This window comes from Streptomyces sp. NPDC104761 (genome assembly GCF_055583445.1).
Map to the genome: position 1 here is coordinate 191,202 of NZ_JBVJNZ010000014.1, position 25,814 is coordinate 217,015.

Annotated in this window: 24 protein-coding genes; 8 read left to right on the forward strand and 16 right to left on the reverse strand. The window is 72.6% G+C overall.

The genetic code is table 11. The annotated features are described in order from the left end of the window. Window positions 1–97: 97 nt before the first annotated feature. Window positions 98–583, forward strand: coding sequence for a DUF5990 family protein (locus ACZ63F_RS32740; RefSeq protein ID WP_469716808.1), 486 nt, complete (start codon window positions 98–100; stop codon window positions 581–583). On the opposite strand, the gene ACZ63F_RS32745 is transcribed toward ACZ63F_RS32740, so the two are convergent. Together ACZ63F_RS32745 and ACZ63F_RS32750 are read right to left on the reverse strand one after the other, a co-directional pair. Next, window positions 562–729: a hypothetical protein gene (locus ACZ63F_RS32745; protein ID WP_469716601.1), complete on the reverse strand. Its 168-nt coding sequence runs from the start codon at window positions 727–729 to the stop codon at window positions 562–564. The genes ACZ63F_RS32740 and ACZ63F_RS32745 overlap by 22 nt on opposite strands. Before the next feature lie 168 nt (window positions 730–897). Continuing rightward, window positions 898–2,604 carry a helix-turn-helix domain-containing protein gene (locus tag ACZ63F_RS32750; protein ID WP_469716603.1) on the reverse strand — a complete coding sequence of 569 codons (1,707 nt, stop codon included), beginning with the start codon at window positions 2,602–2,604 and terminating at the stop codon, window positions 898–900. Window positions 2,605–2,885: 281 nt separating this feature from the next. Between ACZ63F_RS32750 and ACZ63F_RS32755 the strand changes: the two genes are divergently transcribed. Both ACZ63F_RS32755 and ACZ63F_RS32760 read left to right on the forward strand, forming a co-directional pair. Continuing rightward, the gene (locus ACZ63F_RS32755) at window positions 2,886–3,800 is read left to right on the forward strand and encodes a YceI family protein (RefSeq protein ID WP_469716605.1); all 915 of its coding nucleotides are present in this window, start codon (window positions 2,886–2,888) and stop codon (window positions 3,798–3,800) included. Between the two features lie 207 nt (window positions 3,801–4,007). Then, complete coding sequence (locus ACZ63F_RS32760) at window positions 4,008–4,268, forward strand: hypothetical protein (RefSeq protein WP_469716810.1); 261 nt, start codon at window positions 4,008–4,010, stop codon at window positions 4,266–4,268. Here the strand turns inward: ACZ63F_RS32760 and ACZ63F_RS32765 are convergent. Further along, entirely contained in the window at window positions 4,163–4,477 is a 315-nt protein-coding gene (locus ACZ63F_RS32765) for a hypothetical protein (RefSeq protein WP_469716606.1), read from the reverse strand. The genes ACZ63F_RS32760 and ACZ63F_RS32765 overlap by 106 nt on opposite strands. A gap of 191 nt (window positions 4,478–4,668) precedes the next feature. Here ACZ63F_RS32765 and ACZ63F_RS32770 point away from each other — a divergent pair, with 191 nt between their 5' ends. Then, window positions 4,669–6,966: a sensor histidine kinase gene (locus ACZ63F_RS32770; protein WP_469716608.1), complete on the forward strand. Its 2,298-nt coding sequence runs from the start codon at window positions 4,669–4,671 to the stop codon at window positions 6,964–6,966. A 15-nt stretch (window positions 6,967–6,981) separates the two neighbouring features. Here the strand turns inward: ACZ63F_RS32770 and ACZ63F_RS32775 are convergent, their stop codons facing one another. Both ACZ63F_RS32775 and ACZ63F_RS32780 read right to left on the reverse strand, forming a co-directional pair. Further along, a complete protein-coding gene (locus ACZ63F_RS32775; protein ID WP_469716610.1) occupies window positions 6,982–8,160 on the reverse strand; it encodes an AI-2E family transporter in 1,179 nt (392 codons plus the stop codon). 95 nt (window positions 8,161–8,255) lie between these two features. Further along, a complete protein-coding gene (locus ACZ63F_RS32780) occupies window positions 8,256–9,059 on the reverse strand; it encodes a serine hydrolase (protein ID WP_469716612.1) in 804 nt (267 codons plus the stop codon). A 266-nt stretch (window positions 9,060–9,325) separates the two neighbouring features. On the opposite strand from ACZ63F_RS32780, the gene ACZ63F_RS32785 reads away from it, so the two are divergent. Beyond that, entirely contained in the window at window positions 9,326–10,777 is a 1,452-nt protein-coding gene (locus tag ACZ63F_RS32785; protein WP_469716614.1) for a purine-cytosine permease family protein, read from the forward strand. A gap of 97 nt (window positions 10,778–10,874) precedes the next feature. Here ACZ63F_RS32785 and ACZ63F_RS32790 read toward each other — a convergent pair whose 3' ends face one another. The 5 genes from ACZ63F_RS32790 to ACZ63F_RS32810 form a co-directional block, all read right to left on the reverse strand. Beyond that, window positions 10,875–11,393: a transglycosylase SLT domain-containing protein gene (locus ACZ63F_RS32790; RefSeq protein WP_469716615.1), complete on the reverse strand. Its 519-nt coding sequence runs from the start codon at window positions 11,391–11,393 to the stop codon at window positions 10,875–10,877. A gap of 552 nt (window positions 11,394–11,945) precedes the next feature. After that, entirely contained in the window at window positions 11,946–14,330 is a 2,385-nt protein-coding gene (locus ACZ63F_RS32795; protein ID WP_469716616.1) for a bifunctional salicylyl-CoA 5-hydroxylase/oxidoreductase, read from the reverse strand. 11 nt (window positions 14,331–14,341) lie between these two features. Further along, on the reverse strand, window positions 14,342–16,084 hold the full coding sequence (locus ACZ63F_RS32800) for an AMP-binding protein (RefSeq protein ID WP_469716617.1): 1,743 nt from the start codon (window positions 16,082–16,084) through the stop codon (window positions 14,342–14,344). A 46-nt stretch (window positions 16,085–16,130) separates the two neighbouring features. After that, the gene (locus ACZ63F_RS32805; protein ID WP_469716618.1) at window positions 16,131–17,057 is read right to left on the reverse strand and encodes an acyl-CoA thioesterase; all 927 of its coding nucleotides are present in this window, start codon (window positions 17,055–17,057) and stop codon (window positions 16,131–16,133) included. After that, on the reverse strand, window positions 17,054–17,536 hold the full coding sequence (locus ACZ63F_RS32810) for a cupin domain-containing protein (protein WP_351961400.1): 483 nt from the start codon (window positions 17,534–17,536) through the stop codon (window positions 17,054–17,056). Before ACZ63F_RS32810 ends, ACZ63F_RS32805 begins: the two co-directional genes overlap by 4 nt. 140 nt (window positions 17,537–17,676) lie before the next feature. Between ACZ63F_RS32810 and ACZ63F_RS32815 the strand changes: the two genes are divergently transcribed. Then, window positions 17,677–18,090 carry a RidA family protein gene (locus ACZ63F_RS32815; protein WP_469716620.1) on the forward strand — a complete coding sequence of 138 codons (414 nt, stop codon included), beginning with the start codon at window positions 17,677–17,679 and terminating at the stop codon, window positions 18,088–18,090. A 17-nt stretch (window positions 18,091–18,107) separates the two neighbouring features. Here ACZ63F_RS32815 and ACZ63F_RS32820 read toward each other — a convergent pair whose 3' ends face one another. Beyond that, window positions 18,108–18,962: a PaaX family transcriptional regulator gene (locus ACZ63F_RS32820; protein WP_469716623.1), complete on the reverse strand. Its 855-nt coding sequence runs from the start codon at window positions 18,960–18,962 to the stop codon at window positions 18,108–18,110. Between the two features lie 288 nt (window positions 18,963–19,250). On the opposite strand from ACZ63F_RS32820, the gene ACZ63F_RS32825 reads away from it, so the two are divergent. Further along, window positions 19,251–19,856, forward strand: a complete 606-nt coding sequence (locus tag ACZ63F_RS32825; protein ID WP_469716625.1) for a GOLPH3/VPS74 family protein — start codon at window positions 19,251–19,253, stop codon at window positions 19,854–19,856. A 218-nt stretch (window positions 19,857–20,074) separates the two neighbouring features. Here ACZ63F_RS32825 and ACZ63F_RS32830 read toward each other — a convergent pair whose 3' ends face one another. The 5 genes from ACZ63F_RS32830 to ACZ63F_RS32850 are packed head-to-tail and all read right to left on the reverse strand — an operon-like array spanning window position 20,075 to window position 25,442. Continuing rightward, entirely contained in the window at window positions 20,075–20,944 is an 870-nt protein-coding gene (locus ACZ63F_RS32830) for a carbohydrate ABC transporter permease (protein WP_469716627.1), read from the reverse strand. Continuing rightward, entirely contained in the window at window positions 20,941–21,903 is a 963-nt protein-coding gene (locus ACZ63F_RS32835; protein WP_469716629.1) for a carbohydrate ABC transporter permease, read from the reverse strand. Before ACZ63F_RS32835 ends, ACZ63F_RS32830 begins: the two co-directional genes overlap by 4 nt. Continuing rightward, entirely contained in the window at window positions 21,897–23,198 is a 1,302-nt protein-coding gene (locus ACZ63F_RS32840; RefSeq protein WP_469716631.1) for an ABC transporter substrate-binding protein, read from the reverse strand. The genes ACZ63F_RS32835 and ACZ63F_RS32840 overlap by 7 nt, the downstream gene beginning before the upstream one ends. Next, the gene (locus ACZ63F_RS32845) at window positions 23,195–24,184 is read right to left on the reverse strand and encodes a GNAT family N-acetyltransferase (protein WP_469716633.1); all 990 of its coding nucleotides are present in this window, start codon (window positions 24,182–24,184) and stop codon (window positions 23,195–23,197) included. Before ACZ63F_RS32845 ends, ACZ63F_RS32840 begins: the two co-directional genes overlap by 4 nt. Before the next feature lie 55 nt (window positions 24,185–24,239). Beyond that, window positions 24,240–25,442, reverse strand: a complete 1,203-nt coding sequence (locus ACZ63F_RS32850) for an exo-beta-N-acetylmuramidase NamZ family protein (protein ID WP_469716635.1) — start codon at window positions 25,440–25,442, stop codon at window positions 24,240–24,242. 163 nt (window positions 25,443–25,605) lie between these two features. Here ACZ63F_RS32850 and ACZ63F_RS32855 point away from each other — a divergent pair, with 163 nt between their 5' ends. Then, entirely contained in the window at window positions 25,606–25,794 is a 189-nt protein-coding gene (locus ACZ63F_RS32855) for a hypothetical protein (protein ID WP_469716637.1), read from the forward strand. Window positions 25,795–25,814: the final 20 nt, after the last annotated feature.

The following is a 25,814-nucleotide window of genomic DNA, read 5'->3' on the forward strand; positions in this document are numbered from 1 at the left end:
CGGCCGGGCCGGCGAGCCGTTCATGACGTCCGCTCATGACACCCGCCGGCCCGGCCGGGGCGTGCGGCACATCGGCGATGATGGCCGCATGGCCGCCATGGACCTCCGCATCGACGCCACCGACCTGCCCGGCCGCTCCTGCCCGGCACCAGGAGACAGCGGTTTCTCCCTGTACGGCGACATCCACGTCGCCGTACAGCGCCGCAACCGCCCCGGCGAGCTGCTCGGCCCGCAGCCCGGCGACGCCGTCGCGGCGACCTGGACCCTGCCGTGCGTCACGGCGGTCTCGGTCACCGGTGTCGACATCACGGGGCCCTACGTCCAGGGCGGTCCCGGCGGCCGGTTCGTCTACCTGTCCTGGGGGACCGTGGACGCCGGGGGCGCCTTCACGATGTTCCGCCGCGCCAAGCTGATGCTCGGTGCCGTCCCCGCTGCGGTCGCAGAGGCGGCGGCGCGGGACGGGCTGCTGGTCGGCCGGCTCGGGCTGACCGACGGCCGGGGCATGCCGCTGTGCGCACGGGTCGTACCGCCGGCGGTCGAGTGGAGCGCCGGGAAGGGTCCTCAGCCCAGTGCCTCGCGGTAGTCGGCGAGCGCGGTCTCGGTGTCCGTGAGCGGGAAGCGGGCGCCGAGGTACCCGTCGGGGCGGACGACGAAGCCGGTGGGTCCGTCCGGCCGGTAGAGCCGGGCGAACTCTCCGGCCGTGCCCGGGTACCCGGGGGCGCGGGGCACGTGGGAACCGTCCTCCGTGCGGATGGCCAGGACGTCCCGCCGGGGGCGAGGACAGCCTTGATCACGTCGGGGGGGGCCGCCGCGTGGAGCAGCACGACGTGGTCCGGGCGGTCCCCATGGGGGGCGGTGGCGAGGGGGCCGTCGCCGGTGCGGGGCGCGGCCGGGCGGCTAATCGTGGCCGCCGTAGGCGCGCAGCTTGCGGTAGAGCGTGGCGCGGCCGATGCCCAGGGCGGCCGCCGTACGGGCCTTGTTGCCGCCGTGTCGGCGCAGGGCTTCCAGGATCGCGGTGCGCTCCGCGTGTTCCATGGGGCTCAGCGTGCGGCCGGCCGGGCCCTCGCGTACGGGGTCGGGCAGTTCGGCGCGCCGGACCGGTCCCACCAACCGCCTCCGCCGCGCCAACGACCGTACGACGTGGGTGAGTTCGGTGACGTTGCCGGGCCACGGGTACCTCTCCAGGGCGCGGCGGGCGTCGAGTGTCCAGGTGAGCGGGGGCTGTCCGGGTTCCGGCGCCGGGGCCACCGCGCTGAGCAGCTCCCTTATGTCCTCCGGACGTTCACGGAGGGCGGGCACGGTGACCGAGCGGGCGGCGAGGATGTCGAGGAGCCGCTGGAGGCACGGGCCGGGGGGCGCTCCCGGGGTGTAGGTGACCAGCAGAGGTGTACGGGGACGGGTTTCGAGCAGGGCGACGACCGCCGCCACGTCGGACTGCGCGAGGCGTTCGGCGTGGCGCAGCACGAGACCGCCGTGGGGGTCGGCGGGCAGTGTCTCGTGCAGGTCACCTTCGGCCGCGTCGACGACGAGTGGCCCGGTTGCGCCGAGCAACTCCCGGGCCAGGGCGGTCTTTCCGGTGCCGCGTTCACCGACGAGCAGCAACAGGCTGTGCGCGGCGGCCAGTTCGGCGGCGCGTGCGGTGGCGTGCCGCCACGGCACCGAGTGCCCGGCCAGCGCGCCGTCCGGGCGTCCCGCGGGAGCGGCGGGGGCGCGGCCGGGCACCGGTTCGAGTACGGCGACGGCGCCGGCGGTCTCGCCCAGGTGGCGGACGATCTCGACCGCGGCGCCGCCCGGGAGCCGTATGCCGGGCGCGTCCCTGCGCGGCACCTCGTGCACGGCGCGTTCCAGGTCCTCGATGTCCCGCGCCGACAGCAGCCGGGCCGCCGCCTCGCTCACCAGCCGGCTGTGGCCCGCGAACGCCACCACCGGCCGCTCCTGCCGCGCGCACGCCGCGAGGTAGGCATCCAGCACGGCTCGCTCCGGAGGACGCAGGTGCGCCCGCAGTTCCGCCTCCACCGCCGCGGCCGTCGCCTCGGCCAGGGCCGCCTGCGGATGCGGTGCGCAGCCGCCGCCGAGGGCCGAGGCGACGGTGACCGTGCCGACCGGCCTGGCGTCGCCGGAGGCCCGCAGCGGCACGCTCACCGCGGAGACCTCCTGCCACACGTCGAGGATGTGCTCGGGTCCGTGCACCTCGGCGCGGTGGCCGGTGCGCAGGGCGAGGGCCGCGCTGTTGGGGCCGACGCTCTCCTCGGAGAAGTCGCGGCAGAGGGTGTCCCAGGGGGCGTGCCCGGCGGACCACAGCACCCGGAGCCGGGCATCGGTGAGGAGGAGGGTGGCGCGTTCGTGGTCGAGTACCGGGGTGAGCCGCTCCAGCACCGGGCGGGCAGCCGCCAGCAGTTCGGGTTCGGGCGACTGCGGGGCGCGGCCCGCGGCGGGGGTCGCGGTGTCGGGTCGTACACCGTGGAAACGGGCGCGCCGCCAGGCGGCCGCCACCTCGTCCGGCACGTCCGCCGACGGCGGGTGCCCGGCGAGGAAGCGGGCGCGGGCCCGGCGCAGCCGGCCGAGCGCGGGGCGGGCCGTGGGGGGATGCTCTGCGGTGGTCATGGCGCCCCTCACCGTACCGGGAACAGTTGAAGGAGCAACGACCGGTGTGCACGGCCGGGATCCGCCGCACACCGGGTGTCTCGGATTGAGACACCCATGGCCGCCCCCGTCGGTTCATGATCTTGAACGGCCGGCTTCCGTACTTCCCCTCCGGAGTTCCCCGTGCACACCGACGTCGTGACGGACGTCCTGATCGTCGCCGGCGGCCCTGCCGGTGCCTCGGCCGCCCTGGCCTCCCCCCGCTTCCTCCCCCCACGCACGCCACACGAAAGGTGAACAGCATGGCCCTCGGGCTGCTCAGGCGCCGGTGGTCCAAGAACGCCCCGGTCCGTCCGGCGGAACTCACCCTGCCCCTCCCGCCCGGTGCGGGCGGGGTCGCCCGGACCGTCCTGGACCCCGTCGACCAGCCGTTCGGCGGCGCCGACGTCACGGTCACCGCGCTGGACACCCACCAGGTGGCGGCCCGGGGCACCACCGATCCCTTCGGCTTCTTCCTGGCGGCACTCCCGCCCGGCCGCTACAGCCTGCTGATCGTCGCCGAGGGTCTGGACCCGCACCGGGAGACCGTCGAGATCGTCGCCGGCAGCTGCCCGGAACCCGCCGGTGTCCGGCTGCAGCCGGCCCGGCAACTGCCGCTGCCGCCGACCGGCGGCTGGGTCTTCGATCCGCCGCACACCGCGATCCGCTTCATCGCCAAGCATGTCGGCATGGCACATGTCCACGGCCGGTTCGAGCGTTTCGACGGTTCCGTCAGCGTCGCCCCGGACATGAGCCGGTCGACGGTCCGGGTGCGCATCGACGCGTCGAGCATCAACACCGGGAACACGACCCGCGACAACCACCTGCGCTCCGGGGACTTCCTGGACGTCGAGCGGTATCCGTACGTCGACTTCGCCAGCACGCGCTTCGCCTACCGGGGCGGCAGCAAGTGGACGCTCCTCGGCACCCTGACGATGCACGGCGTCAGCCGTTCGGTCTCGCTCGACACCACGTACCTGGGCACGGTCAACGGCGGCTACGGCGAGGAACTGCGCTGCGCCGCGCTCGCCACGGCCGAGCTGCACCGGGAGGACTACACCCTCAACTGGCGGTCGATGCTGGCCCGTGGCATCGCGGTGGTGGGGCCGACGGTGCAGCTGGAACTGGACGTCCAGGCGATGTACCGCTCACCGGACACGCCGACGCCGCCGGACTGACGGGGCGGCTCCGCCAGGCCGGTGACCCCCTCCCGGGGTTCACCGCGCCGAGGCGGCGCCCGAGGGCTCTCGCGATCGCCGACGTGCCGGACCCGGCATGGCGCGGAGGTGCACCGATAGGTCGAAGAGCCCACGGAGTGCGGGTTCATCGCCGGGCTGCCCGACGACACCCGCTACGAGCCGGGCGCGATCATTGCCGAGGGTGACCTGGTCATGATGCACGGCCGCTACTGGGGCGGTCCCGGCAAGCCGCTCCTCGGGGTCGGCATCTTCCGTTTCGAGGACGGCCTGGTGGTCGAGCACTGGGAGCGTCCTGCAGAACGAGGTCGACGCCCGGGACACGGTGGCGGGGAACCCCATGTTCACCAACCCGCAGTCGAGCCCGGCATGACCCCCCGTCGACCGCGCGCCCAGACGATGACGCCGGTGTGGTCGCCGTCGCGGATCACCCGGTCCTCGGTGACGTAGTGCGCGGTCGCGCCGACGAGCTTCACGCCCCGCAGGAACCCGTCGGTGACGATGTGGCCGGCGCGGGTCACGGGTACGTACTGCCTGGCGTGGCCGACCGCGAATCGCTCGAAGTCGTCGACGCCGCGGTCGGCGAGCTCCGACGACGGCGATGCCGCCGCGTAGGGACCGCGGCAAGCGCTGTCTGTCCAGACAACCGCACGGGTCACCACACGCAGCTCACCTGCTCGGTGGTCCGTGCGTTGACCACCTATGGTTTTGATTGAGCTTTGTACCATTTTCGAGAAACCGCTTCACTCAAACACCGGTCGATCCGGATCGCTGGGTGTTAGAAATTGGCCACAGAACGTCGGGCTGCGCCCAGCCCTGCACGCCATCCCTGTTGTGAAATGGGACGATCTTGCCCAAGTCGAGACCTCTGACCGGCAATTGGCGCGTCGCAAGACGCCTCCAGGCCATTCTGCTCATCCCCGTACTCGTCGCCCTCGGCCTCGGCGGCATCCGTGTGAAGCACTCGATCGACACGCTGCGCGACGCCGACGACGCGGTGCGCGTCGCGGAGTTGGTCCAGGCGGCGAACGCCTACGCCAGTGACGCGATCAACGAGCGCGACGTGTCGGTCATCCCGCTCCTGGAGGGCAGGCGGGACGCTCCCGCCGTGGTGGCGGCCCGCAAGGTCACCGACGCCGACGCCAAGGCGTTCGACGCGGCCGTGGCCCGGGCGCCGCGGACCGCGGGACTCACCCGGCGGATCGAACTGGTACGGGCGGGCGAGCAACAGCTGGCGGCGGTGCGGGCCAACGCGTTCACGGCCAGGTCGTCCGGGGTGCAGACGGAGGAGAGCTACCACGCGGTCCAGCACCCGCTGATGGAGCTCTCGAACGAGCTGGGCTTCGGCAGCAACAACCAGGCCAGCTTCGGGCGCACCCTGTACGCCATCTCCCTCACCCAGGCCGCGGAGTCACTGGTCCGCAGTATCGGTACGCACCTGCTGGTCGAGGACCGCGACGCGCTCACCGAGGGCGAACTGCAGAACCAGCTCAGCTCGTTCAGCTCCTACGCCTACCTGGAGCAGGTGGGTCTCCAGGAGTACGCGGGCGCCGGCACCGCCGGGGACATGACCCGGCTGCGCGCGGCGCTGGCGGACGCACAGCAGAAGGGGGCGCGTCAGACGGCCGAGGCCGCCCGGAAGGCCAAGGCGGCCGGGCAGACCTTCGTGACGCCGCCGGCCCTGTCGCAGATGATCAGCGAGATCGCCAGTGGGAGGACCACCGAACAGCTGGCCGCCGAGGGGATCACCCCCGAGTCGTTCTTCGCCGCCTCCGCGCTCGCCTTCGACGCCTACCGGGGCATCGAGGTGCATCTCACCGACACCGCCCTCGCCGGTGCCCGGAGCGTCGCCTCCGACGCCAGGCGGGACGCGATCACCAACGGCTCCGTCGCGCTCGGCGCCGTACTCGCGGCCGTGCTCCTCGCCGCCTGGGTGGCCCGCTCGATGAGCCGCGGCATGCGCAGGCTCAGCGCCTCGGCGATGGAGATCGCCGAGCAGCGGCTGCCGGCGGTGATCACCCAGTTGTCGCAGGCCGTGCCCGGCCAGGTGGACACCAGGGTCGCGCCGATCCCGATCACCACCACCGACGAGATCGGCGAGGTCGCCCGCGCCTTCGACCACGTGCACCGGGAAGCGGTCAGGCTGGCCGCCGAACAGGCCCTGCTGCGCGGGAACGTCAACACGATCTTCACCAACCTCTCCCGCCGCAACCAGTCGCTGATCGAGCGCCAGCTCGCCCTGATCACCGACCTGGAGGAACGCGAGGCCGACCCCGAGCAGCTGGCGAACCTGTTCAGGCTGGACCACCTGGCCACGCGGGTGCGCCGCAACGGCGAGAACCTGCTGGTCCTGGGCGGCGAGCGCCCCACCCAGCAGTGGGACCACCCGCTCCCCCTGGTCGACGTCATCCGGGCCGCGGCCTCCGAGGTGGAGCAGTACGAGCGGATCGAGCTCGCGGGCGTCCCGGAGGCCGAGATCCACGGCCGCGCCGTCACCGACCTGGTGCATCTGCTCGCGGAACTGCTGGAGAACGCCACCTCGTTCTCCTCGCCGCGCTCGACGGTCCGGGTCACGGCGAGCCGGCTGCCGGACACCCGGATCATGGTCGAGATCCACGACCAGGGCATCGGCCTGCGGCCCGAGGACTTCGCGCTGATCAACCACAAGCTGGCGAACCCGCCCACCGCCGACGCCGACGTCTACCAGTACATGGGCCTGTTCGTGGTGGGCAGGCTCGCCGACCGGCACGGCATCCGGGTCCAGCTGCGGCCGGCCGCCGGAGAGTCCGGCACGACCTCCCTCGTCATGCTCCCGGGCACCGTCACCTGGCGCAGCGGCGAGTCCGACGCCGACACGCTGGCGCTCGCGGCCGTCAGGGCACAGGCGAAGCCCGGCCTGGCGGCGCTCCTCGCGAACGAGGCGGCGGATCCGTTCGGCGCCCACGAGGCGTGGGACGACGGCAGGCCGGCGCCCGGCCCCACGGCGCCCTCCGGCACGTCCACCACCACCCTGCGTGCCGCAGCCGGAACCTCCGCCACCGCGGGCACACCGGCTTCCGCCGGTCCCGAGCCCGCGGGACCCGCTGCGGCGTCCGGTCGTCCCCGGCGCACGGCCAAGCGCGGCCGTCGCCCCGCCGAGGGCGGCTGAGCCTCCGGCACCGGGTCAGGGCGGCGGTACCGGGCGCAGGGCCCGCACCACCGCCCAGACGACGGAGATGAACGGCACGGCCACGACGGCGCCGATCACCCCCGCGACGATGCTGCCCGCGATGACGGACACGGCGACGACGAGGGGGTGCAGCCGCACCGCCCAGCTCATCACCAGTGGATGCAGCACATGCCCCTCCAGCTGGCCGATGACGACGATGAGCACCAGGACGGCGGCGGCGGTGACCGGGCCCCGCCCGGCCAGCGCCACCACCGTGGCGACGCTCAGCGCGACCGGTGAGCCGACCAGCGGGACGAACGCGGCGAAGAACTCCAGCAGGGTGAGCGGCAGCGCGAGCGGCACCCGCAGGATGAGCAGGGCGATGCCGACGAGGACGGCGTTGACGGCGGCCACGATGATGATTCCGCGGGTGTATCCGGCGAACGTCCGCCAGGCCGCCTGCCCCGCCCGGTCCCAGGCGTCGCGGGCACCGGCGGGCAGCAGTTGGCTGCTCGTCCAGGCCCACAGCCGTTCGCCGGAGTGGATGAAGAAGACGGAGCTGAAGAGCGCGAGCGCGCCGCCGGTGACCAGTTCGACGAGGGTGCCGAAGCCGCTGAGCGCCCTGCTCGCCAGGTTGGAGCGGTGGGCCTGGACGTAGTCGACGATCTGCTGCTGGAGGTGGGACAGGGCGCCCGGGCCGAGCCCGAAGGGCGGGCGCTGCAGCCAGACCTCGATGCGGTGGATGCCGCCGCGGAACTCGTCGGCCAGCGTCGACGACTCCTGCGCGACCGCGTTGCCCACCAGGGCCAGCAGGCCGAAGAACAGGCAGATGCTGCCGACCAGGCTCACCGCCACGGAAAGGGGCCTGGGGAGCCACCGGGCCAGCAGGTCGGCGAGCGGGCGCAGCACCGAGGTGATGACGAGGGCCAGGAAGACGGCGACGGCGATCAGCTGGAAGCGGCCGAGGACGACGAAGACGCCGTAGACGACGATGCCGACCACGATGAGCCGCCAGGCGTAGGCGGCGGCGATCCGCACGGCGGGGACGACGACCGCGCCGGCGGGGGCGGCGGCGCGTGCGCCGCGGGCCCGTTTCGGGATCCGGACCGCGGGTGCGGTCCGGCCGTCCGGTGCCGCACCGCGGCCCCGGCGCGCGCGGCCCCGCCCGGCCGCCGGCCCGCCCGCACCCGCCACCGTGCCTCCCGCTGCCGGACTCCGTCACCTCTCATGCACGTTAGGGGCATTTCGGGTGGCGGGCGGGCTGCGGTGGGCCAAGGGGGTCAGCGGGGTCAGCGGGCCGCCGTCTCGGAGACGGCGGTGCGGACGGCTCGTTCCACCAGGTTCACGCCGTCCGGCATGGACGCGTTCCCGTTGGAGAGGACCGCGACGAGGTAGTGGTGGCCGCCGTTCGTGATGCGCCCGATGCTGTTGATGTCCCACCGGCCGGTCGTGGTGCGCATGAGCCAGCCGTTCTTCAGTGCCCACCCCGAGTCGGCGGCGGCGGAGACGCCCCAGGACTGGCCGGTGGAGATCTCGGTCATCAGGGTGCCGATGCGGTTGCGGGACGCCGTGTCCAGGGGGGTGGCTCCGGTGCCGAAGATCGCGCCGAGCAGGCGTATCTGATCGGTCGCGGTGGTCCGGGTGAGCCCCCAGAGGCCGCCGGGACCGCCCTGGGTGGAGGTGAGTCCGAGCCGCTTGTTGGCCGACGCCAGGCCGGGGGCCTGGCCGATGGCCCGCCACAGGGCGGTGGCCGCGGTGTTGTCGCTGTTGCGGATCATCACCTGAGCCTCGGCGTTCTCCCGTGCAGTGAGGTCGCGCCGGTGGTCCCGAGCGTGCAGGAGCATGGCGGCGAGGATGTCGACCTTGACGATGCTCGCCGTGTCGTACGGCGTGTCCTCGCCGTAGACGGCGGGTTCCCCGCCGGTGCGGTCGAGGTCGAGGACGGCGGCGGTCACCCGGGCCGTGTCCGGCGCCTGGACGGCGGTGCGGAAGGCGGTGGTGCCGGATCCGGCCTCGGCCGCCAGGGCCGCCGGTGCGGCTCCGGCGAGCAGGGTCACCACCGTGGCCGCGACGGACAGGGTTCGGTTGAGCATGGCGGGAACCTTCGCAGTTCGGGTCGGAGGGACACAGAGCTGCGAACGTAGACAAAATGTCCGACCTGCGACATGACGGGCGCCACGAAAGGACCGGTTCCGGGCCGATTGTGAGGAGGGCAACAGGGCCGGTCCGTGAGCAGGGCGACAGTGCCTTGTACGGCTCGGCCTTCCGGCGTACGGAACGCGAATTCCGCATGCCTGATTCGTATCGGTCCGGGGGAAGAATGAGGTCAGAGTGACGGGCCTGGTCCCTGGGAGGTGCCATGAGCACATCGGCGGAACCGCGGGTGAGCGGTCTGGAGGTCCGGTCCATCGACTACGTGCCGCTGGACGAGCGGCACGGCAAGCTCTGGCACCTGGGTCCGCTGTGGTTCATGTCCAACGCGCAGATCGCCACCCTGGCCGTGGGACTGATCAGCATCACGGAGGGCGGCAATCTGATCTGGTCGCTGCTGGCGATCGTCGCGGGCACGCTGATCGGCACGTTCTTCATGGCGTTCCACTCGGCGCAGGGGCCGCAGCTGGGACTGCCGCAGATGATCCAGTCCCGCCCGCAGTTCGGCTACGTCGGGGCGCTGCTGGTGTGGCTGTTCGCCTACGTGCAGTACGCGGGCTTCAACGTGTTCAACACCATCCTGGCCGGTCAGGCCCTGAACACCACGATCCACGGCGGGGTGAAGCTGTGGGTGGTCGTGGTCACGGCGATCGGGCTGGTCGTGGCGCTGGTGGGGTACGACGTCATCCACAAGGCCGAGCGGTTTTTGACCTACACGTTCCTGGTCGTCTTCGGGATCTTCACCGTCGGGGTCCTGGTCACGCTGCACTACCCGGCGGGCTCCTTCGACCTCGGCGCCTTCAAGGCCACCCCGTTCCTGGCGCAGTTCGGCGTGGTCGCCGGCTACCAGATCAGCTGGGCCATCTACGTCTCGGACTACTCGCGCTACCTGCCGCCGGACGTCACCGTCCGCAAGACCTTCTACTGGACCTACTTCGGCTCGGCGCTCGGCGGCATCTGGCTGATGGTGCTCGGGACGCTGCTGGCCGGCTGGGCGGGCGCCGGCTTCGACACCATCCGGTCGATCAACGCCGCGGGTGACAAGGTCTTCGACGGCTTCGGCGCGATCGTGCTGCTGTTCTCCGCGCTGGGCCTGATCTCGGTCACCGCGCTGAACATGTACGGCGGCTCCCTGACCCTGATCAGCGCCATCGACTCGTTCAAGCGGGTGCGGCCGACCCTGGGCGTGCGCCTGGTCACCCTCCTGGTGACCGCGGCGCTCTCCCTGATCGGTGCACTGGCGGCGACGTCGAACTTCCTGACGAACTTCAACAACTTCCTGTTGCTGGTGCTCTACCTGTTCATCCCGTGGACGTCCGTGAACCTGATGGACTACTACGTGGTGCGCCGGGGCCACTACGCGATCGCCGAGATCTTCAAGCCGAACGGCATCTACGGCCGCTGGGGCTGGCAGGGGATCATCTCGTACCTGGTCGGGTTCGCCGTCATGATCCCGTTCTTCTCGGTCGGCACCCTCTATGTCGGTCCCGCCGCGAAGGCCCTCGACGGCGCCGACATCTCCCTGTTCGTCGGGCTGCCGGTGTCGGCGCTGCTGTACTGGTGGCTGACCCGCTCCATCGACGTCGAGGAGGAGACCCGCATCGCCGAGGCGGAGGCCGCCGCCCTGGAGCAGGCGGCACACGAGCACCGCGAGCCGTAGGGGCGGGCGCCGTCCTGCTCGAACGGGCCGTGGCGGCGGGCCGGTTGCCCGCCGGGCTCGATCGGGACGCGGAGGCGGACCAGCTGGTGGGTCCAGGTCAGTACGCGGAGTTGACGTTGTCGATGGAGCCGTACCGGTGCGCGGCGTAGTTGGCGGCGGCGGTGATGTTGGCCACCGGGTCGGTGACGCTGTGGGCCGTGCCGGACACGTGGTACGCGTTGAAGGTGGGGTCGATCACCTGGAGCAGGCCCTTGGAGGGGGTGCCCTTCTTGGCGTTGACGTCCCAGTTGTTCTGGGCGCTCGGGTTGCCGCCGGACTCACGCATGATGTTGCGCTTGAGGCCGTCGTAGCTGCCCGGGATGCCCTTGGACTTCATGATCTGCAGGGACTGCTTGATCCAGCCGTCCAGGTTGTTGCCGCCGCCCTTCTGGGAGGCGGTGCGGCTGTCGCCGGAGGAGGCCGTGACCGCGGTCGTGGTGTGCGCCTGCGTCATCTCGGCAGCCTGTGCGTTCGCCGGCATCAGGGTGAGGGCGGCGGCCGCGGCACCCGTGGTGGCGAGGCCGGTCAGGCCGAGGGTGCGCAGGCGGGCGATGCGGGTGCGGTTGATCGTGGTCATGTGTAAGCAACTCTCCGGTCTGGGACGGCGTCGGCGCCGGCCGCGGTGCGCGGCGGCGGTGGGCGGAGCCCGTACTACCGGCGGGAGGTGCGCGGGTCCGGCGGGGTTCCGCTCGGCCCGTCGCTCGTCTCCCGGCGACGAGAGCAATAGTTAGCGGCAGCCGGAGCGGGTGGCAATCATGTGACGTACTACCCCACTTAGGAAGCAATGACCGAAATGCCCGCTATATATGCCTTCTGGGCAGTTCAGGGCGTTCCGTTCCTACGACGCCCGATAGGATGTGATCTGGCTCCTATGGGGGGTGTCACGCATCCGGGGCCCTTTCACGGGCTCCGCGGCACGGACTCGGCGCCCTCCAGAGGTCCCGGACAGGACCCCGCGGGAGCATCCCGCTGTCGCGGGCGGGGCGGGTCTCGGGCCGGCCGTCGCGGCCGCGATCACCCAGGCGCACGGCGGCCGCGTCGAGGGGGGCGGCGCGCCCGGCGACACCCGGTTCACCGTCACCCTGCCGCTCGCGGCGGCACGGAGCCGTACGGCGCGCACCGCCTGACGTCAGCGCGCCGCCGGCAGCTCCTCCCCCGCGGGCTTCCACCGCAGGTGGACGCTCTCCCCGTCCTGCCCGGCCCGCAGCAGTGACAGGCGCGGGCGGACGGCGTCGGTGCGTGCGGTGGGCGGCTTGCGGCGGCCGGCCCGGAACTGCACCGGCCACTCGGCGGCCGCTCCCGTGTACTCCTGCTCGGCGGCCGCGTGCAGGGTCCAGTGCGGGTCGTACAGGTGGGTGCGGCCGAGCGCGCACAGGTCGGCGCGGCCGGCGAGGAGGATGGAGTTCACGTCGTCGTAGGAGGCGATGGCACCGACGGCGATGACGGCCGCGCCGGTGGCGGCGGCGACCTCGTGCCGGATGCGGTCGGCGAAGGGGGTCTGGTACGAGCGGCCGTAGGCGGGCTTCTCGTCCTTGGCGATCTGGCCGGTGGAGACGTCGATGGCGTCGGCGCCGTGGGCGACGAAGGCGCGCGCGATCTCGACCGCGTCGTGCTCGGTGTTGCCGTCCGGCATCCAGTCGGTGGCGGAGATCCGAACGATCACGGGGCGGTCGGCGGGCCAGGCGGTCCGGACGGCGTCGAAGACCTCCAGCGGGAAGCGGAGCCGGTTCTCCAGCGGCCCGCCGAACTCGTCGGTGCGGTGGTTGGCGACCGGCGAGAGGAACGAGGAGAGCAGGTAGCCGTGGGCGCAGTGGAGTTCGAGGAGGTCGAAGCCGGCGTCCGCGCCGCGCCGGGCGGCCGCCGTGAACTCGTCCCTGATCCGGTCCAGGTCGGCGCGGGTGAGTTCGCGCGGGGTGGGTGAGCCGGGGCCGTAGGGCAGCGGGGAGGGGCCGGTGGTCTCCCAGTTGCCGTCCGGGAGCGGTTCGTCCATGCCCTCCCACATCAGGCGGGTCGAGCCCTTGCGGCCGGAGTGGCCGAGCTGGAGGCCGATGCGCGCGGTGCTGTTCGTGTGCACGAAGTCCACGACGCGGGTCCAGGAGTCGCGCTGTGTGTCGTTCCACAGGCCGGTGCAGCCGGGGGTGATCCGGCCCTCGGGCGAGACGCAGACCATCTCGGTCATCACCAGGCCGGCCCCGCCCATGGCCTTCGAGCCGAGGTGGACGAGGTGGAAGTCGCCCGGTACCCCGTCGACGGCGGAGTACATGTCCATCGGGGAGACGATCACCCGGTTCTTCAGCTCCAGCCGGCCGATGCGGAACGGCCGGAACATGGCGGGGGCCCGGCCGCTCAGGCCCTGTGCCGCGGCGAAGGCGGTGTCGACGCGGTCGGCGAACCCGGCGTCGCGGGTGCGCAGGTTGTCGTAGGTGATGCGGCGGGAGCGGGTGAGGAGGTTGAAGCAGAACTGGGTGGGTTCCTGTCGGGCGTACATGCCGATGTTCTCGAACCACTCGAGCGAGGCCTGCGCGGCCCGCTGGGTGGACTCCACCACTGGTCGCCGCTCGCTCTCGTAGGCACTCAACGCGCTGTCCGTGTCCGGGTGTTCGTGCAGGCAGGCGGCGAGGGCGAGGGCGTCCTCCATGGCCAGTTTGGTTCCGGAGCCGATGGAGAAGTGCGCGGTGTGGGCGGCGTCGCCGATCAGGACCAGGTTCCCGTGGTGCCACCGCTCGTTGCGCACGGTCGTGAAGTTCAGCCACTTGGAGTTGTTGGCGAACACCCGGTGGCCGTCGAGTTCGGCGGCGAACAGCTCACGGAGCCGGGCCACCGCCTGTTCGTCGGACGCGCCCGGCGCGAACACCGTGTCCTCGGTGGCGTCGAAGCCCGCCCGGCGCCAGACGTCCTCGTGCATCTCCACGATGAACGTCGAGCCGGCGTCGGAGTAGGGGTAGCCGTGCACCTGCATCACCCCCCACTCCGTCTCCTTGACGAAGAACTGGAAGGCCTCGAAGACCCGGTCCGTGCCGAGCCACATGTACTTGCTGTGCCGGCGGTCCAGAAAGGGGCCGAAGGCGTCCGCATGGGCCGTGCGCACGCCGGAGTTGACGCCGTCCGCGCCGACGACGAGGTCGTGCGAGGCACGCAGCTCGGCGACCTCCGGCGCGAGGGTGCGGAAGTGCAGGGTGACGCCCAGGTCTCGGCAGCGCTCCTGGAGGAGGCGCAGGAGTTCCTTGCGGCTCATGGCGGCGAAGCCCTGGCCGCCGACGGTGTGGCTCTCGCCCCGGTAGTGGATGTCGATGTCGGTCCAGCGGGCGAAGCGGCGGGCCATGGCCTCGGCGAAGACGGTGTCGGCGTTCTCGATGCCGCCGAGCGTCTCGTCGGAGAAGACCACGCCGAAGCCGAACGTGTCGTCGGGGGCGTTGCGTTCCCACACGGTGATCTCGTGGGCGGGGTCCAGCTGCTTCGTCAACGCCGCAAGGTAGAGGCCGCCCGGGCCACCGCCGATGATCGCGATTTTCACCGGAGTTCCTCTCACTGCTCGGCGACCGGCTCTGCGGCCTGCTTCTGTTCGACGGCCTGCTCGCGTTCGGCGGCCTGCTCCTGCTCGGCGACCTGCTCCTGCTCCAGGGCCCGCTCCTGCTCTACGGCCTGCTCCTGTTCGATGATCCGGCGGAGCGCGAACCGCTGGAGCTTGCCGCTGGTGTTGCGCGGCAGGGTGTCGCAAAAGCGCACGTCCCGCGGGTACTTGTAGGGCGCCAGGACCTGCTTGACGTGGTCCTGGATCTCCCTGGCCTTCGCCGCGTCCCCGGTGACGCCCTCGCGCAGCACGACGAAGGCGCACACCACCGAGCCGCGCTCCGGGTCGGGCCGGGCCACCACCGCCGACTCGACGACGTCGGGGTGGGTGTCGACGGCCGCTTCCACCTCGGGTCCGCCGATGTTGTACCCGGAGGAGACGATCATGTTGTCGCTGCGCGCGTGGTAGTGGAAGTAGCCGTCCTCGTCGCGGTGGAAGATGTCGCCGGTCACGTTCCAGCCGCCCACGACGTAGTCCTCCTGCCGCGTGTCGTCGAGATAACGGCAGCCCACCGGGCCGATGACGCCGAGCCGCCCCGGCTCCCCCGGGCCGAGCTCCTCGCCGTCGAGACCGAGGACGGCGGCCCGGTAACCGGGCACCGGGCGGCCCGTGGCGCCGGGCCTGATGTCGTCGCCGGCGGCCGAGATGAAGATGTGCAGCAGCTCGGTGGCTCCGATGCCGTCGATGACCTTCAGCCCGATGCGGTCGCGCAGCTGCTCCCACGTGGTCAGTGGTATGTGTTCGCCGGCCGAGACCCCGGTGCGCAGCCGGCTCAGCTGGTCCTCTCTGCCGTCGCGCAGGATCGCCTTCCAGGCGGTGGGTGCGGTGGCGAGGACGGTGACGCCGTGCTTCTCGACGAGGTCGGCGAGCTGGGGCGGGGTCGCCGTCTCCGTGAGCAGGGCGCAGGCGCCGGCCCGCAGCGGGAAGACGACGAGCATGCCGAGGCCGAAGGTGAAGGCGAACGGCGCGGTGCAGGCGACCAGGTCGTCCGGCCACAGCCGCAGGACGTGCCGTCCGAAGGTGTTGTCGATGGAGAGGATGTCCCGGTGGAAGTGCATGGTGATCTTGGGGACGCCGGTGCTGCCCGAGGTCGGGCCGAGGAGCGCCACGTCGTCGGCGGCGGTGTCGACGTTCGTGAACTCGCCCGACTTCGCCGCGCACCGGGCCAGCAGGTCGCCGTCGCCGGTTCCGCCGTACTCGACCACCGTCAGGCCGGGCAGTGCGTCGCGGAGCTCGTCGGTGCAGCGGTGGTCCACGAGGGCGAGCGCGGGCCGGGTGCGGTCGGCGATCGGGACGATCTCGCGGGCGCGCAGCGCGGCCATCGTGGTGACCACCACCCCGCCCGCCTTCAGGACGCCGAGCCAGCAGGCCACCGTCCAGGGGGTGTTGGGCGCGCGCAGCAGGACGCGCCTGCCCGGCACCAGGCCGAGGTCCTCGGTGAGGACCTGGGCGACCTGGTTGGCGCGGGTGCGCAGTTCGCCGTACGTCCACAGCTCCCCGGCCGGGGTGCGCAGGGCGGGGCGGTCGGGGCCGTGCCGCTCGACGGCCGCGTCGATGAGTTCGCCGGCCGCGTTGAGCCGGGCCGGGTAGGCCAGTTCGGGCGTGGTGAACTCGATGGTGGGCCACTGTCCGGCGGGCGGCAGGTGGTCCCTGGCGAAGGTGTCCAGGTGCGAGGTGGGTGAGAGCGGAAGAGCCAACGCGGGGTTCCTTCCGGGAGCCCGCCGGTGGTGTGCGGCGGGCGGCTCAGGCGGGGCGGATCATGCCCTCCTGGACCACGGTGGCCAGGTGGCGGTGGTCGCGGGTGAAGAAGCGGCCGCTGCCCAGCCCGCGGCCGGCCTCGGCGGCCTCCGCTTCCTGGGCGTAGAGCAGCCAGTCGCCGACCGGTGCGGGGCGGTGGAACCACATCGCGTGGTCGAGGCTGGCGGTGACCAGGCCGGGGTCGGCCCAGGCGAGGCCGAGGACGCGCAGGACGGGTTCGAGGATGGTGTAGTCGCAGACGTAGGCGAGCGCGGCGAGGTCGCGCTGGGCGTCGGTGAGTCCCTCGACGGGGCGGAGCGCGTCGAACGGCCGTACCCAGACGGCCTGGTGGGGCAGTCGTGCGCCGTCCACGGTGAGGTAGACGGGGCCGGGCACGTGGCGCATGTCGAAGCCGCGGCCGCCGCTCCAGTAGGCCTTGGAGCCGTCGGTCATGGTGCCGCCGGTGCGTTCGGCGAGGTACTCCGCCGTGCCGGGCAGGGACTCCGGGTCGGGTACGTCCGCGGGGAACTCGGCCTGGAAGGCCGAACCGGGCTCCCCTGCCGCGAAGTTGGCGAGGCAGACGTAGAGGACCTTGCCGTTCTGGTAGCCGCGCACCTGGCGGGTGCTGTAGCCGCGGCCGTCGCGCAGCACCTCGACCTCGTAGCGGACCTCGGCGCCGATGTCGGCCGGGCGCAGGAAGTAGCTGTGCATGGAGTGCAGCGTCTTGCCGTCGGTCACCGAGCGCATCGCCGCGGCGGCGGCCTGGGCGACGAGGTCGCCGCCGTAAGCCTTGGGCCAGGGGCAGGGCTGGGTGGTGGCGGTGAAGGCGACGTCGAAGTGCTCGGGCGGGGCGGGCTTGAGGGTGAGGGCGGCCGTGACGATCGCGGAGGTCGGGGCGGCCTCGCCGGTCGGCCCGGCCGGTGCGGCGGTCACCGGTTCAGCCAGTCGCGCAGGTCGGTGTCGGCCACGTCGGGCAGGTTCACCACGATGTTCTCCGGGGTCCGGGTGGTCATCCACACCAGCGGTTTGGTCCTGGACAGGTTGCACTCGACGTGCGGCATGAACGGCGGGACGAAGACCCAGTCGCCCTCCGCCATGTCGAGGTAGTCCTCGAACTTCTCGCCGAAGTAGATCCGGGCCCGCCCGGACAGGACGTAGCCGCCGGTCTCGGCCTCGCCGTGGTGGTGGGAGACCGAGCGGTAGCCCGGTTCGTTGCTGACCTTGCCGTACCACAGGCGGCGCGCCGGGGTGTGCCGGGCGCTGACGCCCGACACGCGGACGGCGCCGCCCGAGTCGGCGGTGTTGACGTCCTCCTGGCCGGCCCGGGTCACGACCGGGGCGACGATGCCGCTGGGCAGCCGGTACATCGCGTTGTCGCCCTCGAGCCGGTACTTGCCGAGGTCAGGCTCCATGGAATCGACTCCGTTTCCGTGGGCTCGCCGGGGTCCGGAACCGGACCGCGCGCTCTATCTCGTATTTTTCACGGTCGTCATTTATTGTCAATACAACCGGCCGTGCGGCCGGCGCCGGACACCACCGAACCGGAGGCCCGATGACTCCCGTCGCCGTGAACCCGCCCGTGCTGCCCGCCCCGAGCGGCTACTCGCACGGAACCCTCGCCGGGAACACGCTGTACCTGGGCGGTCAGACCGCGCTGGACGCCGACATGAAGATCGTTCCGGGTGGGATCGTCGAGCAGTTCCGCCAGGCGTTCGGCAATGTGCTGACCACCCTGCGGGCGGCCGGGGGTGAGCCGCAGGACCTGGTGAGCGTGACCATCTACCTCACCGACATCCCCGACTACCAGGCCCACGGCAAGGAGATCGGCACGGTGTGGCGGGAGCTGGCGGGGCCGGTGTACCCGGCGATGGCCGGCATCGGCTGCACCGCGCTGTGGCAGCCGGAGGCGATGATCGAGATCCTCGGTGTGGCGGTGATCCCGGAGGACCGGCTGGTCAGGCCGTAGGCCGGGGGCCGGGTGCGCTACCGGGCGTGTATGACCGCCAGGGCGTGGGCGCGGGCGGGCTCCCGGAGGGTCTTGTCCAGTTCCTCGAAGAGCGCGCCGGCGGTTTCCCCCATCCAGCCCGGCGGCAGCAGGGACAGCGGCAGCCCGGGGTCGCGGTACGGGAGCCTGCGCCACTCGGTGAGCATCGGCAGGTAGATCCCGAACGCCTCCCGGGGCGGGACCGCGCCCGCCGCCGCGCGCTCGCGCACCGGCCGGTACCGCTCCAGGAAGTCGGCGTACAGCGCGGTGAGCTCGTCGAGGTCCCACCACTCGCGGACCTTCGTGTGCAGGTCACCGAAGGCGAAGTGGTCACCGGTGAAGATGTCCACGTACGGCGTCAGCGCGAGGCGTTGCAGGGTGCGGCGGGTCTCGTCGGCCAGGATGCCGGGCGCCACCCACACGCCGGGGGCCGCGGTCCCGAAGCCGAGGCGGGTCAGTGCGGTGCGCAGGGCGTGGCGCTTGTCGCGCTCGGACTCGGGCACGGAGAACACGACGACGAGCCAGCCGTCGCCGGCCGCGGCCCGGTTGCGCTCGAAGATCCGCACGTCACCGTCTTCGAGGACCTCCAGCGTGCGGTCGGAGACGGCGTACCCGGCGGCACCCTCGTGGCGCTCCCCGCGCAGCACCCCGCGCCGCTTCAGCCGGGAGACCGCCGAGCGTACGGCCTGCCCCTCCACGCCGAGGTCGGCCATAAGGCGTATCACGGAGGCGACGGAGAGCCAGTTGTGCTCCCCGCGCGCGTACAGCGCGAACAGGGTGATGATCAACGGGCCCAGCCGGCTGTCCCGGCCGCCCGCGCCGACGGCGGACGACGGCTCGACGTGCGCTGTCATGCCCACCCACCTCCGGCCGGAGTCACCCTTCCGATCGCGCAGCAGCCTACCGCGCGTGCGGGAGCCGCAGCGGCGCCGCGGATCACTGCCTCGGGGCCCGGCCGCGCATGTCGCGCCGTGGGGCGCCTGCCGACGGCACGGGCCGGCGGTACGGCACGGGCGGCGGCGTCCGACCGGGCATCGAATGCGGCGGCGCCGTCGTTGTCCCTGACACCTCTCGGTACCTCTGGTACCTCTAGTGCTTCAGATACCTCTGGTGCCTTCGCCGTCTCTGTTGGGGAGTCCGTCATGACCACACCCCGGGACCTGTTCCTCGTCACCGTGTACGACGCCGCCGCGCGGCCCGTCGAGCAGGGTGACCTCTCGCTGGCGCTCGCGGGAGCAGAACTGGTCGATCTCATCGACGCCGGGGCGGTCACGCTCGACGGCGAGCTCGTCGTGCCCGCCCCCGCGGGCACGACGAGCGACCGGCTCCTCGGCGAGGCGGCGGCGGCGCTGCGGAGGGAGACACCCTACGAGTCGGTCGAGGACTGGCTGTGGCGGCGGGGGCGCGGCCTGGGCGCCGCCTACCTCGATGCCCTGGAGGCGGACGGGACCGTGGCCCAGCAGCGGCGGCGCTGGCTGCCGCTGCCGACCGGGCGTACGGAGGCCGCCGACTCTCCCGAGCGGGCGCGGGCGCACGAGCGGTGGGCGTCGGGCGAGCCCGTGCTCGCCGCCCTGGCGGCCGCGGTGGGGATCCGGGACGAGGCGGCCAAGGACCTCGCGAGTTCGGTCTCCGACCCGATCGTGACGGTGGTGGCCGCCGTGGACGACGCCGTGACGGAACTGGCCGCCGTACGCCAGCGCAGGGAGATCGAGGACGCGGCGTTCGACAACGTCTGGCGCGGCCTGTGACGGTGGCTGCCGTCCGGCGACGCCCGGAGCGCCCCTGAGCACCGTCGCCCGGGCGCCCGAGCGCCTGGGCGGCTGGGCGGCTGGGCGGCGGCCTCCTCGGCGGCGGCGAGATGCCCGCCGTCGCGTGCGGTGAAGACGGTGCCGATGGGCCGTCCGGCGGTGACCGCCACGACCGGCGCACCCGGCGCGCCCCCGGAGACCTGGCCGATCGCCCGCCCTCACTTGAGGCCGCTGAGCATGACGCCCCTGATGTAGTACTTCTGCAGCAGCAGGAAGAGGACAAGGACCGGCAGGACGCTCAGGACCAGGCCGGCCATGACGATGGGCAGGGTCCGCGTCGGGTCGACGTAGTCCTGAAGGAACTGGATGCCGACGGGCAGGGTCATCACGTCCGGGTCGGCGGTGGAGACCAGCAGGGCCCAGATGTACTCGTTCCAGGCGTCGACGAACGTCAGCAGACCGAGGGTGACCAGGACCGGCTTGGTCTGCGGGACGACGATCCGCCACCACACGGCGAACTCGCCCGCCCCGTCGATGCGCGCGGCCTCCAGGACCTCGTCCGGGAGGGAGACCATGAACTGGCGCGTCAGGAAGATCCCGAAACTGCTGACGAGGAACGGCATGGCAAGGGCCAGGATGCTGACGGTCAGTCCCGCGCCGCCGCGCCCGAGCAGGTCGTTGCCGCCGGCCAGCGGCCAGTGCACCAGGATCAGGAAGTGCGGGATGAAGAAGAGGAACGGCGGGAACATCATCGTCGACAGCACCAGCCGGAAGACGAAGTCCCGGCCGGGGAAGCGGAGTTTGGCGAGCGCGTAGCCCGCGAGCGACGACGTGAGCAGCACCGAGCCGGTGATCGTGGCGGTGGCGACGACGCTGTTGCGGAAGAGCACCGGCAGGTCGAGCTGGTGGATCGCCGCCCGGTAGTTGGACAGGTCGAACGCCTTCGGCAGGAACCGGTAGGGCAGCGTGCCCGCCTCGTCCGGTCCCTTGAAGGACGTCATCAGCATGTCGGCGAACGGCACCACGGTGAGCACCGCGCCGGACACCACCAGCAGGTACGACAGCCACGGGAAACGGCGGCGGATCACGCGTCCTCCCCCGTGCGCCGGAAGAGCCAGAGCTGGACCAGCGTGACCGCGAGGACCACCCCGAACAGCACGAAGGCGGCGGCGCTCGCGGTGCCCCAGTCGCCGTAGGAGAAGGCCTGCCGGTACATCTCGAGGGCGGCCACGTCGGTGGCGTCGCCCGGGCCGCCCTTGGTCATCACGATGATCAGCGCGAAGGACTGCAGGCCGGTGAGGAACTGGGTGACGCACACGAACAGCAGGGACGGCCGCAGCAGCGGCAGCGTGATCCGCCAGAAGACGGTCGCCGGCCCGGCCCCGTCGAGCGCGGCGGCCTCGTAGTACGACTCGGGAACGGACTTCAGCCCGGCGGTCAGGACGAGGATCGCCGAGCCGACGGAGGCCCAGGCCTGGACGACCACCACCGCGGGCAGTGCGGTGTCGGGGTCCTGGAGGAACGCCACCGAGCCGAGCCCGACGGCGTTGAGGACGCCGTTGACGAGGCCGCCCGGCTGGTACATGTACTTCCAGACGTTGCCGACGGCGACGACGGTCGTGACGATCGGCAGGAAGTACAGGGTGCGCCACAGCCCCTGGAACCGCAGCTTGTCGATGCAGGTGGCGACGAGCACCGAGCCGGCGAGTGCGAGGGCCACGGTGCCCAGCGCGAAGAGCAGCGTGTTGGTGAGGATCGGCGTCAGGAACGCCGAGCCGTCCGCGAACAGGCCGGCGAAGTTGTCCAGGCCCACCGGGTGGATGTCGCCGAGGTCGAACCCGGCCCAGCGGGACGTCGAGAGGAGCACCGCGAAGCCGAGCGGCAGGGCGAGGAAGACGGCGTAGAACAGCAGCGTCGGTGCCAGGAAGAGGTAGGCGACGACGGCCTGGCGGCGCCGGTTGCGGGCCTGGATGCGGAGTCCGACGGCGGTGGACCCGCCGTGCGGTGCCCGTTCGGTGGGCTCCGGTGCCAGGGTGGCGTTCACCATGACCGCGCCACCTCCTGGTCGACCTGGCGGCGGGTGGCGCGCAGGGCCTCGTCGACCGTCTGCTGACCGGTCCACAGGGCCTCGATGTTCTTGCGCAGCAGCGACTTGGCCTGCTGCGCGCCGGGCACGTTCGGTTCGGGTACGGCGTACGCCAGCGCGTCCAGGAACGGACGCAGGTTCGGATCGCCGCCCGCGCCGAGGAGCCTGCGCATGTCGTCGGCGCGGCCGGTCAGGGAGCCGACCGACGCCTGCAGCGCGCTCATCCGGGTGGTGCCCCGCACTTTCTCGGTGTTGAGCCAGCGCAGGAACTCCCAGGCCTCGTCCGGGTGCCGGCTGGCGGTGTTGACGCCGAGCATGAAGCCGGTGGCGAGGGTGGCGCGTCTCCCGCCCGCCTCGGGGAGGGGCACCGGAGCGACGCCGACGTCGCGGTAGGCCGGGCCCATCAGCGCCTTCAGGTTGGCGGTCCACCAGCCGGCGCTGATCACCATGGCGACCTGGCCGGAGGCGAACGCCTGGTAGACGTTGACGCCGGGGGCGCTCGCGCCCTTGTCGACGAGGCGGCGCTCCAGCTCGAAGACGGTCCGGCCGGCCGGCGAGTCGATGGCGGTGCGCCTGCCGTCGGCCGAGACGAACCGCCCGCCGGCGGCGTTGAGCAGGGCGAGGGTCTGGCCGACGGTCGTGGAGTCGTCGAAGGCGGACAGCCCGAACCCCTGGACCAGCGTGTTGCCGTACCGGTCCTGCCGGGCGGTCCGGTAGGCGGCCTCCTCCAGCTCCGGCCAGGTGCGCGGCGGGCCGTGGACGCCGGCCTCGCGCAGCAGCCGCCTGTTGTAGTAGAGGGCGTAGGTCTGCATCTCGGTGGGGTAGCCGTAGACCCTGCCCGCCACCGATGCGGAGCCGGCCGCGGCGGCGCCGTAGCCGCGGCCGATCTCCTCGGCGTGCTCGGGCGGCGCGGGCCGCAGCACCCCCGCGCGGACGAGCTGGCCGTTCCACAGGCAGTACGGGTGCAGGATGTCCGTGCCCTGGCCCGCCGCCTGCCGGACCATGAAGGTGGTCAGCAGGTCGGTGAACTCGACGGCCTTCGTCCGCACCTTGACCCGGTCGTGCAGGGCGTTCCACTCGTCCACCGGTCCCTGGAGCGCCTTCTTGAGCTCGCCGCTCGCGTAGTGCGAGAGCAGGGTGAGGACGACGGGGTCGCCGGGCCGGCCGGTGCCCTGGTGCGGGGCCGCGCAGCCGGAGACCAGCAGCGCCGAGGGCAGGGCGAGCGCGAAGTGGCGCCGGCTCAGTGAGGGTGTCACCGGGCGGCCTCCCTGCGCAGCACCCTGAACACCCGGGTCGTGGTGAAGCCGCTCTTGCGGTAGAGGTGCCCCGCCGGGGACTGCGCGCCGGTCCACAGGAACCACGCGGAGTGCGCGCGGAGCGCCCGCATCCGCTCCAGGACCAGGTGGAGCAGGACTTCGCCGAGTCCGGTGCCGCGCATCTCCTCCAGCACGCCGATCGGCCCGAACCGCTCGTCCACCGAGTCGAACGCCCCGTGCATCGCCCAGCCGGCCATCCGGCCCCCGGGATCGCGGGCCACGACGATCCGGTCGAGGGGGGTGCCCGCGGTCAGGCACGCCCGGATCGTGGCCGCCCAGTCCGGCCCGAAGTGGCCCTGGGCGAGGGCGAGGAGGTCCACCAGGTCGTCGTCGGCCGGGGTGCCGAACCGGTAGCCCCGCGCGGTCAGCTCGCCCACCCGGACGGCGACCTCGTCGGGGACGCGGTAGCCGACCAGGACGCGGTCCATCGCCACCGCCTCGTACAGGGTGCGAAATCCCAGGGAGTCGAGGAGGCCCGCCGCCTCCGGGTAGGCCTCGGCGTCCAGTCCCGGGAAGACGTAGTTCGGGGTGTACGAGGAGAAGTCCACCCGCGTCCGGCCGTGGCCGTGCAGCCAGTCGAGGGCCTCGGTGAGCAGCCGGCGGCCGAGGCCCTGCCCGCGGGCGTCCGGGTCGACGAAGAAGAACGGGATCCAGCCCTGCTCCGGTTCCAGGTCGGTGCCGGCCATCGGGGTGAGCCGGCGCACCGCGTAGGCGGCGCCGACGACCCGTTCGCCGTCGACGGCGACCCGCAGCCCCTCCGGGTCGAAGTTGGGGTCGAGCAGCACCAGCGAGCGGAACCGGTCCGCGGTGACGGGGTCGGCCGGCGCGCTCCGCCGCCACGCCGCCACGACCTGCGGCCCGTCGCCCGCGCGGAAGCCGCGGGTCGCGGTCCGGGTGGTCGTCGTCAGAGTCGTGAGGTCGGTCATCGACGGGGGGTCCTTCCGAGCGGGGCGGCGGCTGCCGGGGAGGGAACGGCGGGTCTCAGGGGTAGAGCAGCGCGTCGTCGCCGGCCCACCGGCCGGGCGGGGCGGGCGGGTCGCACAGCGGCAGCGGGTCGTCGCCCGCGTCGACGGCGCGCCGCAGCCGGTCGGATCCCCACAGCAGGTCGACGAAGTACCGGTGGCCGGTCCCCTCGGCGCCGGCGTCGGTGTCCGTGGTGTGCCAGGCGAAGTCGTCCGGGTACAGCCGCCGGAGCACGGCGAGCATCGCCACGGCGGTGCGTACGGGGGCGAACGCCGTGCGGTCGGTGACGTGGAGCTGGACCCCGCGCAGCTGCCGTCCGGCGTGTCCGTGGAAGGCCGGCACGAACCGCAGGTCGCGGAAGTGCACGCCGGGCAGGGCGAGTTCGGCGAGGGCGGGCGCGAACCGGGCGTCGAGGTAGGGGGCGCCGACGATCTCGAAGGGCTGGGTGGTGCCGCGGCCCTCCGAGAGGTTGGTGCCCTCGAAGAGGCTGGTGCCGGGGTACACGGCGGCGGTGGCGGGCGTCGGCATGTTCGGGGAGGGGGCGATCCAGGGCAGGCCGGTGGCGGCGGCGTCCAGGGCGCGCCGCCAGCCGAGGGCCTCGATCACCGTCAGGTCGGCCGCGCGGCCGGCGGCGCGGGGCACGGCCGACGCGTTGAGATGCCGGGCGAGTTCGCCGCAGGTGAGGCCGTGCCGGACGGGGATGGGGGCGCGTCCGACGAAGCTGGCCCACGCCGGGTCGAGCAACGGGCCCTCGCTGACGAGTCCGCCGAGCGGGTTGGGCCGGTCGGCGACCACGAAGCGGATGCCGGTGCGGGCCGCCGAGACCATCAGGTCGAACATGGTCCACACGTAGGTGTAGCAGCGGGCCCCGATGTCCTGGAGGTCGTACACCAGGGCGTCGACGCCACTGTCGATGAGCAGCTTGTCGAGCCGCTCGCCGTCGCACCGGTACGTGTCGTGGACCGGCAGGCCGGTGCCGGGGTCGGTCCGGGCGGCCTCGCTCTCGCCGGCCTGGCCGGTCCCGTGCAGTCCGTGTTCGGGGCCGAACAGGGCGACGAGGGGCGCGCCGGCTTCGAGCAGCGCGGGCGCGGCCGGGCGCAGGTCCGGCAGGACACCGGTGTGGTTGGTCACCAGCCCGAAGCGGCCGGGCCCGGCGAGTACGGGCGCCGCGTGCAGCCGTGCGATCCCGGTCGTCACGGTGCCGCGGTCGTCCGTGCTCATCCCTTGCCCCGTCCGCCGGTGAGATCTCCCTCGAGCAATGGTCTGGAATTTACTCTTATGTCACGCAATTCCGGCAGGGAATCGCGGGGAAGCGGATTGCCCCGATGGTGTGACGACGCCGGTTGCGCCGACTCCCCCGGGCGTCGCGGACGTTGGGACAGTCATGGGCCTCAGTGACACCCCTCCCTTCGCCCAACTGTCGGACGCCTACTGGCTGGACAGTCCCCACCTGGGCGAGGAACTCCCCGACCCGGCTCCCCCGGTGTCGGCGCCGTCCTTCGCATGGCGGACCGCGATGGTCGGACTGTCGGCGCTCACCGTCGCCGTCGCCCTGGTCGTGGCGTTCGTGTGAGCCCCCGGCGGGCCGGACCG